The organism is Chryseobacterium sp. VD8, from assembly GCF_037149975.1.
GTDB classification, from domain to species: domain Bacteria; phylum Bacteroidota; class Bacteroidia; order Flavobacteriales; family Weeksellaceae; genus Chryseobacterium; species Chryseobacterium indicum.
The window spans coordinates 1-9,531 of the sequence record NZ_JBBCQL010000178.1; the positions used below are offsets into that span (position 1 = coordinate 1).

The 9,531-nt window shown below is 32.7% G+C and carries 11 protein-coding genes and 2 tRNA genes; 1 reads left to right on the forward strand and 12 read right to left on the reverse strand.

Annotation, left to right across the window (positions count from 1 at the left end; genetic code table 11):
- From WFK35_RS16715 to WFK35_RS16740, 6 genes are all read right to left on the reverse strand, one after another.
- A partial coding sequence (locus tag WFK35_RS16715) for a S8 family peptidase (protein ID WP_336733534.1) occupies positions 1–472 on the reverse strand: 472 nt, incomplete at its 3' end.
- A gap of 10 nt (positions 473–482) precedes the next feature.
- The gene (locus WFK35_RS16720) at positions 483–1,946 is read right to left on the reverse strand and encodes a radical SAM/SPASM domain-containing protein (RefSeq protein WP_336733535.1); all 1,464 of its coding nucleotides are present in this window, start codon (positions 1,944–1,946) and stop codon (positions 483–485) included.
- Positions 1,947–1,996: 50 nt separating this feature from the next.
- Entirely contained in the window at positions 1,997–2,182 is a 186-nt protein-coding gene (locus tag WFK35_RS16725) for a hypothetical protein (RefSeq protein WP_336733536.1), read from the reverse strand.
- 69 nt (positions 2,183–2,251) lie between these two features.
- Entirely contained in the window at positions 2,252–2,440 is a 189-nt protein-coding gene (locus tag WFK35_RS16730) for a hypothetical protein (RefSeq protein WP_336733537.1), read from the reverse strand.
- A gap of 43 nt (positions 2,441–2,483) precedes the next feature.
- Complete coding sequence (locus WFK35_RS16735) at positions 2,484–4,217, reverse strand: S41 family peptidase (RefSeq protein ID WP_336733538.1); 1,734 nt, start codon at positions 4,215–4,217, stop codon at positions 2,484–2,486.
- 15 nt (positions 4,218–4,232) lie between these two features.
- Positions 4,233–4,850 (reverse strand): hypothetical protein, encoded by a 618-nt coding sequence (locus tag WFK35_RS16740; RefSeq protein ID WP_336733539.1) that lies wholly within the window; start codon positions 4,848–4,850, stop codon positions 4,233–4,235.
- Positions 4,851–4,992: 142 nt separating this feature from the next.
- On the opposite strand from WFK35_RS16740, the gene WFK35_RS16745 reads away from it, so the two are divergent.
- Positions 4,993–5,751, forward strand: coding sequence for a response regulator transcription factor (locus WFK35_RS16745; RefSeq protein WP_336733540.1), 759 nt, complete (start codon positions 4,993–4,995; stop codon positions 5,749–5,751).
- A 2-nt stretch (positions 5,752–5,753) separates the two neighbouring features.
- On the opposite strand, the gene WFK35_RS16750 is transcribed toward WFK35_RS16745, so the two are convergent.
- The 6 genes from WFK35_RS16750 to WFK35_RS16775 form a co-directional block, all read right to left on the reverse strand.
- On the reverse strand, positions 5,754–6,509 hold the full coding sequence (locus tag WFK35_RS16750; protein WP_336733541.1) for a ThiF family adenylyltransferase: 756 nt from the start codon (positions 6,507–6,509) through the stop codon (positions 5,754–5,756).
- A gap of 132 nt (positions 6,510–6,641) precedes the next feature.
- On the reverse strand, positions 6,642–7,427 hold the full coding sequence (locus WFK35_RS16755; protein ID WP_336733542.1) for a TatD family hydrolase: 786 nt from the start codon (positions 7,425–7,427) through the stop codon (positions 6,642–6,644).
- A 317-nt stretch (positions 7,428–7,744) separates the two neighbouring features.
- Positions 7,745–7,813 (reverse strand) — tRNA-Arg (locus tag WFK35_RS16760).
- 11 nt (positions 7,814–7,824) lie between these two features.
- Positions 7,825–8,652, reverse strand: a complete 828-nt coding sequence (locus tag WFK35_RS16765; protein ID WP_336733543.1) for an SIR2 family NAD-dependent protein deacylase — start codon at positions 8,650–8,652, stop codon at positions 7,825–7,827.
- Between the two features lie 299 nt (positions 8,653–8,951).
- Positions 8,952–9,022: transfer RNA gene (locus tag WFK35_RS16770), tRNA-OTHER, on the reverse strand.
- Between the two features lie 6 nt (positions 9,023–9,028).
- On the reverse strand, positions 9,029–9,531 hold a 503-nt coding region (locus WFK35_RS16775; protein ID WP_336733545.1), incomplete at its 5' end, for a hypothetical protein.

The following is a 9,531-nucleotide window of genomic DNA, read 5'->3' on the forward strand; positions in this document are numbered from 1 at the left end:
GTTTCTCTTTAATATAACCTGTTCCTACAGAAAATGTCTGTGTAAAATTAGCAGGAAAACACTGTTTTGAAGCATCATAATAATTGGCAGCAAAAACGGGAATTCCTTTTTCATAGGATCTGTTGATTGCATGTTGCATTTTAGCAGGTGTGATCTCAGAATTTATCCCCATACTTATGTTGATGATATTCACATTATAATCTATCATCCGGGAAATAGCTTCCGTTAAAAGATCTTCTGATATAACATGATTATGAGAATCGAGCTTTATAACATATAAATTGCATGATTTCAGGTGAGAATTGATAATAGAGGCGATTCCTGTACCATGACCTTTATGATCACTAAATTCATTTTCTTTAGTGATGATACTTCCTGAACGATCTTTAAACAATGTAATACCTTTGATATCACATTCTTTAAGTCTCTGATGGGTATGGTCTACTCCTGTATCAATAATTCCTATAGTCATAACTTCAATTTTATTTTGCAGAATGCCCCGTATTTTCCAATACATTAATCTGCGGTCTTGAGATGGTTTCCGGAGAATAAAGCATATTGATGTATTGTTCTTTTAAGTAATCTTCCAACTTATATTTCCATGAACTGCAGATCGGTACGTTCGCTTTTATAGCTTCATGAGAACATGTAATTGTGTCGCAGATAGGTAAAACCTTACAGTTCGTGCATATTTCATTATGCTTGAACCTGTTGAATGAAGAATGTTTTGTAAATTTCTCTGCATTATATCCTTCAAATACTGAGGCAGGAGCATGAGAATCATCATGAATTGTTTCCCAGCATTTGTGAATATAACCGTTCGGATCAATCGTCATACTAATTGGGGAAGCCCATGTTGCACATGTTGTCTGGTAATTGGGAAGATCCCATTTCAGTTTGGATTTTATTTTCAGATTGGTTTCATCACTCCATGCATTGAATCTGTTCATAATATTTTTTCTGAAGCTCATTTTAAAATCGAAGAACTCATCCAGATTCATTCTTTTTTCCAGTTCTTCTTCTGAAGTTTCGATCTCCTCATACGTACGTAGCCAAGAAGGGTCAAATGAAACCTGCTTAAATTTTTCCGGCCAGATATTCATATTTTTAAGATCATCTAAAAATGTATCTATTGTTCCGGCAACCTCTTTGTCTACATTTATTCTTATTAAGAATTGTATTTTAGAATCTTTAGGAACTTTAGAAAGATTTTCAAGAATAACTTCATAGTTTTTTTTGTTGATCTGCTTTAAAGGTCTTTTCTTATCATGAGTTTCTTTTGCACCGTCTATGGTAATCTGTACGCTGTGCACATTGCAGTCTTCAAGAATTTTTACGTTTTTTTCGCTAAGGTAAATTCCGTTCGTAATGATATTCGACACGTACTTTAGATTATACTTCCTTGCGACTTCTGTTAGACTTACCGTGAGATCCTGAATTGCTTTTACATTAATCAGCGGTTCACCACCATACCAAGTTATAGAAAGGGTCTCAATTTCTTTTCCTGATTTTAAAACAAGATCCTCTATATAATCTTTTATTCCCTGTTTTACTTTATCTTCTTTTAATGTATGATTGGGTTTTACAAATTCAAAACAATAAGAACATCCCATATTACATGTAATGGTAGTTCCAATAGTAAGATTGATTGTTTTCGCAAATTTGTACTGGTTTTCATCCGTATATCTGGAAAATAATGATCTTACATCTTTATCCGCTTCTATAATGTATTCCTTATCATACAAATATTTTACAAGATCATTAAACCGTCCTTCGCTTTCATCGTGTATAAAAAAAGAATACTGACTCTTCTCCAAAAGAAATTGTCCATTTTCAAAATTTAATACTTCCAATCCGCTGGTAAGGGAATTATAAAGAATAAATTGGTTTTCTTCTTCTACAGGAATAAGAAAGTTATATGGATTGGCTTTAAGTTTTAAAATCATAATTATTAGGATTAAAGATTAAATAGACCGTTTATCAACGACATTTACGGTTAGAAAAGAATATCGTCATCATTGGAAGTGTCGCCCGATGCTTTTCCTGTAAAATAACTACAGTTAAATGATTCACAAAGAGCTTCTGCTTCATCTACCAACCTATTTTCCATAGGTTGCGGTTTTACCAGTTCTGATTTTTCAAATTCAGATTCTTCGGTTTCAGGATTTACTTTTGATTCCATTTTTTCCAGTTTAAAATTTTTGTAAGAAATAGGCACTCAGCATTTGCTGAATGCCTATATACCTTTTAATTAGAATAAGATGTCTGTATCTTCAGTAGTGTCTCCAGACGCTTTACCAGCGTTGTAACCACATCCGAAAGATTCGCATAAAGCTTCTACTTCGTTTGACAACATATCGTCAATTGGAGTTGGCTTTACTAATTCAGTTTTTTCTAATTCGATTGTAACAGTTTCCGGGTTGTTGATTTCTGTTTTCATTTTGTTAAATTTTTTTAAATGATTAATAATTTGTTTGTTATGCTTATTTCGAAATAGCCGTTATTAAAACCTTATCATTGTAAGGCTGTAAGTCTTCGATCTTCCTGATATTTACATGAATATCCGGAGAGATCCCTTTACCTTCTATACTTTTTCCGTCCAGCATAATGATGCTTCTGGTAAAGGCATTTGTTCTGAACTTTATATTGCTGTTGTTTTCCGGTAGAACTTCGTAAAGTGCAGCTACAGCACCCGCCGTACGTTCTATCCCGATTACTTTTGTATTTTTAAAGTATTTTTTCAGGTTATAAGCAAGAAGCTCAGATACACACGAAGTATTTTTATTTACTAAAACACGAAGTTCCAGTTTGTTGCTGATAATGTTATCAGAAAGATTTTTATTAACAATTACGTCTTCATTTTTCCCTGAAAATTTATCTTTTAACTGATAGTATCGGAACTCTTCCGGGATAAATAATGACAGGATTTGTGCTCCTATCAAAAAGTCTCCTCCTCCATTATTTCTAAGATCTATGACCAACTTTTTTTTGCTTCTGATCTCTGGCAGATTTTCAATAAAAATATACAGTGCATCTTTGTCAATATGTTTTATTTTCAGATAAACTACCTCGTCATTTATTGTTGAAAATTCAGTTTTCTGTACAAAATTTGAAGGTATTTTATATGAATCTTTATGTATATATTCAACCGTTCTTACTTCTCCTTTTGAGTTTTTTAATTCAAGTTTTGAGACTCCATTCGGTTCTTTCAACAGCAATTCGTTTGCTCTTTCTGAAGAGAGTTTTTGAACTTCTGTTCCATCGATTCTGACAATAGATTCTCCTAAACAGAGTTTATTCTTTAGGCTGTCATCCAAAATCGCGGATACTTTGTACCCTTCTTTAAATCTATACAATAACACACCTGTTGATTTATTTTTTGTTTTACAACCATTCATTTTAATGGAAAAATGAGGATCATTATATTTCTGTCTGATATAGCTGTCGACTCCGGAAATATAATTACACATTCCGCTAAGTGTATCTGCTTTTATTTTTGCAACTCTACTTACGGGTCTCGCAAAATCAAAAGGATAATTTTTTTCTATAATACTAATGAGGCTGTCTATACTTCTATACTGAGATTTATTATTTTGTAATCTAAAGTATAATGTCCCTTTATTGTCTTCTTCTTTATCGAATTTCGGATAAGATTTATAAAGTCCATAAGAATCATACACTCTTCCTGACATATTTCCTGATAAGGAATTTGGCAGAAAGTTTTTTTTCTGAATCTTTATATTTCCTATAATAAAATTTTTTATTTCACACACCGATTCTCTATCCTTATCTTTCTTTACAATCTCAAAATCAATTTCTTTAATTTCTGACAGTAATTTTCTGTATAAATCTGAAAATATTGTTTCAATTTCTTTATATCCGTTTTTTGGATTTATGTTAAAAATTACTTTTTGGGTAGCAGGATCTTTTATACTTAATGTTTCTATATTTTTTGAAAAAAGCTGAAAAATCACACTTACATCAGAGGAATTATCATCAATAGAGTGTTTTTTTATTAATAAAATCCTTTTATCTTTATTAATATTAAAAGAACTTCCTTTAATATTAAAATCATTTACACTGGGAATGTTGTAGTTTATGTAATCTGATTTCGTATAATATAATGTATCAACATTCTTCTCCAGATATGCAAACTGCATATTCTGCGCATAATATACATTACTTATTAATAAAATTATATAAACTAAAGCTCTCATTTATTTATATCTTTTTTAAGCTGACTGTTTCACTATAGAAGAAATAGCTTCCAAAACATTAGTATCGGATAGCAAATAATAGTTTTTATTAAGAAACTTTTTTAGAGTATCATATTTAAACAATACAGGAATAGTTTCTGATCCCAGATAATGAATAGGGTCGGCTAAAATTTCGGCTTCAATTCCTAAAGCCTTCAATATTCTCAATAATTTTGAATCACATTCTGCCAACGCAACAGATTCTTCGCTTTTACAAACTTCGTTTAAAGCAAAAACCATTAATGTTTTAAAAAGCCGGAAACTTCTTTTATCACATTCATGTTTTATTGCAAATCTTCCAATATGCCAGATATTTGTTACTTCATCTGAAAGAAAGCATAGCGGATCGATATAAAATAATTTTTGCATCGGTAAAACATCATAGCCGTTCCACTTTATTGTTCTGATTGATCCTATGATACCCCCAGAATTATCCGTAGAAACAAAAACTTTAGAATTACAGTAGCTGATTTCATCTTCATATACACTCTCTGTTTCTTCTTCAAAATTATTTAAATCATAACGTCTTTCATGGTGCTGAAAATTTTCCGTTACAACAAATTTTGCCAGACTGTATAAAGTAATATTATCCATAGAGTTAAAATTTAAATTATGCATCGTTTTGTTTTCTTTTGTAAAAATATTGTAGTGAATTGCATTATTTACTACACTTTTGTGTAGATTTGCTACAAACAATTAAATCACACCTTGGTGTACATAAAAACACTGAATAATAATGGATGAAGTAAATAAGTTTTTCTCTTATAAGAACAGAATAGAAAATAATCTGGGTGCTGAAGCCTTTGAAACAGAAAATTATCTTGAAGTAATCAAAGCTTTTTCAAGGCTTACATATCAAAGTTTATATGTGATAGATTATGAAAAGAAAATTTTTGAATACGTCTCAGATAACCCATTGTTTCTATGTAACTGCACACCCGAAGAAGTACAGAATCTGGGATATCTTTTTTATTTTAAGAACGTAATAAAAGATGATCTTGAACTACTCTTTAAAATAAATGAAGCAGGGTTTAATTTTTTTGATAAACTTCCTTTAGAAGAAAGAAAGATGCATACTATATCTTATGACTTTCATCTGGTAACTGAAAATAAGTCAGCAATTCTTATCAATCATAAGCTTACTCCATTATTTTTATCAAAAGACGGTAAAATGTGGAAAGCAATGTGTATCGTATCCTTATCTCCCAACAGTTCTTCAGGTAATATCAATATATACAAACAAGGAACCGACGACATTTGGGAATACAACCTTATTGCTGAAAAATGGACGTTAAGAAAAAAGCTTAGACTTTCCGAAAGAGAACTGGAAATTCTTAGATTATATGCTCAGGGTTTAACGATTAATGAAATCGCACAAAAGATTTTTATATCTGCAGATACCGTAAAATTCCACAGAAGAAAATTGTTTGAAAAACTGGGGGTTTCAAATATTACAGAAGCATTAGCTTATGTTACGAATAATAAACTTCTTTAAAATTAAACGTTATCCATAATGGTATTTAAGTAAAATTCGGGAAATACTTTAAAAGATTTATGAGTTGCAATATTGAACATAATATGTGTACACATTGCAGCAACCGTCCACGAAGCAATTGACAATTGAGGCGGAGGAAGACTTTCTTTTTCACTTTTGTAATCCTGGATGATATTTTCTAACCATTCGTGAGGCTGTTTCCAGAATCTCAAGTATCCGGCAACATATTCTACCATCTTCAACTCATTAAAATTTTTATCATTCGTAAGACTGTTTATCGGAAGTCCATTCGGAGCAATAACAGTCACCAACCCTCCCCAACCAAGATTATAAGGATGCAAAATATGAAGTTTTTTCTTTTGACATATTTTATCAAAACGTAAAGGAATATCGCTGGTAAAATCCAAAGCATTGATGGCAATTTTATTTTTCCCGATAATTTTCTGTAAATTATCTTCAGTAATAAATTCATTATAAAATTGAAGTGTCGCCTCCGGATTTATACTTTTTAATCTGTTGTATAAAGTCTCTGCTTTATATTCCGAAATGTCATAAAATGTATAGTTTTGCCTGTTAAGGTTTGAGTTCTCTACCACATCCCCATCAATAATAGTTATGTTTTCAAAGCCAAATCTTAAAGCACATTCGGCAATATTACTCCCAATTCCGCTGCCTGCAAGAAGAATCGGAATATCCTTAATCTGATTTTGTTCTTCTTCAGTTACATATAAGCGGTTTCTGGAATAACGATCATTCATTTTAACTATTTTTTGCAAATATATTGATATGACATTACATTGAGACTACACTAATGACTAGAAAATAATAAAACAACTACAGTAATTTATAACAAATAAAAAGAGTTTTACATCATCTGTAGAACTCTTTTTTTATATCCTGAAAAAATTACGGGCAACTTCCGTGGTTTCATCTGCAACTTCTGCTATGCTGATTTTCTTCAGATGGGCAATCGTCTGTGCTACATACGGTAAAAAGGAAGGTTCATTTCTGCGGTTCTGCATTCTCGGCATATTTTTCGGCAGCATAAAAGGCGCATCGGTTTCAATCATCATTCGGTCGAGCGGAACATATTTTATCACTTCTTCCAAATGTTTAAACCTGTTCTGATCGCTGATGGCTCCGGTAAACCCTAAATAAAAGCCTTTATCCAGATATATTTTGGCTTCCTGTAAAGTTCCTGTGAAACAATGCACCACAGCTTTTGGAAGTTGAGACAAATATTCATCCGTTATTTCATTAAATCTTTTGAAAGCAGATCTTTCATGAAGGAAAAGCGGTTTATTCACTTCAAAAGATAATTCAAGCTGGGCGCGGTAACATTTTTCCTGAACAGGTCTTGGCGAAAAATCCCTGTCGAAATCCAGTCCGCATTCTCCTACGGAAACAACGTGGTCTTGTTTTAATAATATTTTTAATGCAGGAATACTTTCGTTGTTGAAAGATTTTGCATCATGAGGATGAATTCCCGCCGTTGAAAACAGAATTTCGGGATAATCTTCTGCAATTTCCGCAGATTTCTGGCTTCCGCGAACGCTCGTTCCTGTGAGGATCATCTGTTCTACTCCATTGTCGAGTGCGCGATTGATTATTTCTTCCTGTTCGTCATAAAATTGTTTATTGGTTAAGTTTATACCAATGTCGATTAATGTGTTCATTTTTTTATTAAATTTAGTTTTATTGGACATATTTCTTTTGCCTTGAAGCAAAAGAAACAAAAATTCAAGACCTGGAATCTGAATGCTAAAAATTAATAATGTTCTCTAAAAATTCTAAACTCGCGCGAATTTCACATTTGTCCTTCGGCTCTAAATAGCTCCCTCGCTCAAACAGTAGAATTTTTTTAACGTTCACATGATTAATTTTCTTAACGCTTCAGCTTCCTATGTCGGCTTAATGAAATAAAATCTGCGTCATCCGCAAAATCTGCGAGAGAAAAAGATTAATCATAAAATGTTTTTAAAATTTAAAAAACAGAAACAGGCAGGAATTGAACCTGCAACTCATCTTAGAATGATGCGCTTTTCCGTTAAACTACTGCTTCCGTATGAAAATTTAAGCGTTTATAATATCTTCAATCATCATTTTTAATTCAGGAAGTGCTTTTGAACTGCTTTCCTGTACTGAAAATAACGTTTTGCTTCCTTTTAAAATATAATCAAAATACGTATCGCTTTCAGGATTGATCAGGACGATCCATTTTGCACGGATTTTTACTGTTTCCACAATGTTTACAGGCAAAACCGTTGATCCCGAAGTTCCGACTACAAATAAGATATCTGTATGGTCTGCAATGTTGTACGCTGTATCGAAATGATAATATTTTTCATTATAACTTTCATCAAACCATAAAGTATGAGGACGAAGCCAATTTCCGCACTTTTTACATTTCAGATCGTCGATATCATCTGCCGTTAAATCTTCGGTATATTCTTTAAACTTAATATTTTCAGGGAAATCGAAAGGTTCGCTGCATTCTTTTGAGCAACGGACTTTCTGCTTGCTTCCATGAATTTCATATACGTTCTGCGTTCCCGATCTTTGGTGAAGCCCGTCAACATTTTGAGTAATCAATCTGAATCTTTCACCTAAAATTTTTTCAATTTCTGTGATCGCCAAATGTCCCGGATTAGGTTTTGCTTCGGCAATCATTTTCTTCCAGAACAGATTGTACTGCCATACTTCTTCCTGATTCTGGCTGAAATATTTGTACGTCCCGAATTCTTCCGGACGGTGATATTTTGTTCCTTTGATCCAGATTCCGTCGATCGAGCGGTAAGTCGGAAGCCCGCTTTCCGCAGAAATTCCGGCTCCGGTAAGGAAAGTAATGTATCCTTGTTTTTCTTTGAGGATTGTATTTAATATGGTTTGTAATTCTTTCATGATTTTCATTTTAATTTTCTTTTGCCTTGAAGCAAAACAAAAGTTCAAGACTTGGAATCTTACGCTAAAAATTAATAATGTTCTCTAAAAATTCTAAAACTCGTGCGAATTTGGTATTTGTTTTTTGATTTAATATTTTCACCGCGCTCAAACAGTAGAATTTTCTTAACGTTCGCATGATTAATTTTCTTAACGCTTCAGCTTCCTATGTCGGCTTAATGAAAAAAAATCTGCATCATCCGTAAAATCCGCGGGAGAAAAAGATTAATCCTAAAATGCTTTTTAAATTTTAAAAAAACAGAAACAGGCAGGATTCGAACCTGCAACCCTCCTGGGTTCGGAGTGCTTTTCCAGATTAAACTACTGTTTCTTATGATTAGGTTTCAGCTTCCAGAAGACCAAAATATTCTGAAGCGGTTAAAGCTCTTACAGCACCACGCGGCGGAATTTTTTTATTCAATTCGCAAATCAGCAGATCTCCCTGTCTTTTTAAACATCTGATGTGCGGGATGATATTTTCATGAATTCTGAAAGTGGATGCAATTGCCGTTAATGCATTGTCTTTATACGCTTCCTCAATCCACAGCCAATGTTCTTTTTCCGTAGAGGGACACCAGCATTTTACAGCATAAGAATAGCGGTTTGCAGACCCCCAGACAAATATTCCGAGTTTTTCATTTTCAACCTGATGAACTTCATACTGATTGATTTTCTTCGTCATATATTCATTTCCATTATCATCATATCCAAAATAATTAACCTCTATTTCTGCCTGATTGATTTTTTCAGCTTTCAGGTTTTTCATTAAATTCCCGACTCCGAAATAACTGAAACAGAAAAGCTTAAAGTTTCGGTCTTTGTCATTGAAAAATTCATCAA

Bases quoted from the DNA above. Each gene is read 5' to 3' on its own strand.
- WFK35_RS16720 (WP_336733535.1), bottom strand. From the start codon at position 1,946: ATGATTTTAAAACTTAAAGCCAATCCATATAACTTTCTTATTCCTGTA.
- WFK35_RS16725 (WP_336733536.1), bottom strand. From the start codon at position 2,182: ATGGAATCAAAAGTAAATCCTGAAACCGAAGAATCTGAATTTGAAAAA.
- WFK35_RS16730 (WP_336733537.1), bottom strand. From the start codon at position 2,440: ATGAAAACAGAAATCAACAACCCGGAAACTGTTACAATCGAATTAGAA.
- WFK35_RS16735 (WP_336733538.1), bottom strand. From the start codon at position 4,217: ATGAGAGCTTTAGTTTATATAATTTTATTAATAAGTAATGTATATTAT.
- WFK35_RS16740 (WP_336733539.1), bottom strand. From the start codon at position 4,850: ATGGATAATATTACTTTATACAGTCTGGCAAAATTTGTTGTAACGGAA.
- WFK35_RS16745 (WP_336733540.1), top strand. From the start codon at position 4,993: ATGGATGAAGTAAATAAGTTTTTCTCTTATAAGAACAGAATAGAAAAT.
- WFK35_RS16750 (WP_336733541.1), bottom strand. From the start codon at position 6,509: ATGAATGATCGTTATTCCAGAAACCGCTTATATGTAACTGAAGAAGAA.
- WFK35_RS16755 (WP_336733542.1), bottom strand. From the start codon at position 7,427: ATGAACACATTAATCGACATTGGTATAAACTTAACCAATAAACAATTT.
- WFK35_RS16765 (WP_336733543.1), bottom strand. From the start codon at position 8,652: ATGAAAGAATTACAAACCATATTAAATACAATCCTCAAAGAAAAACAA.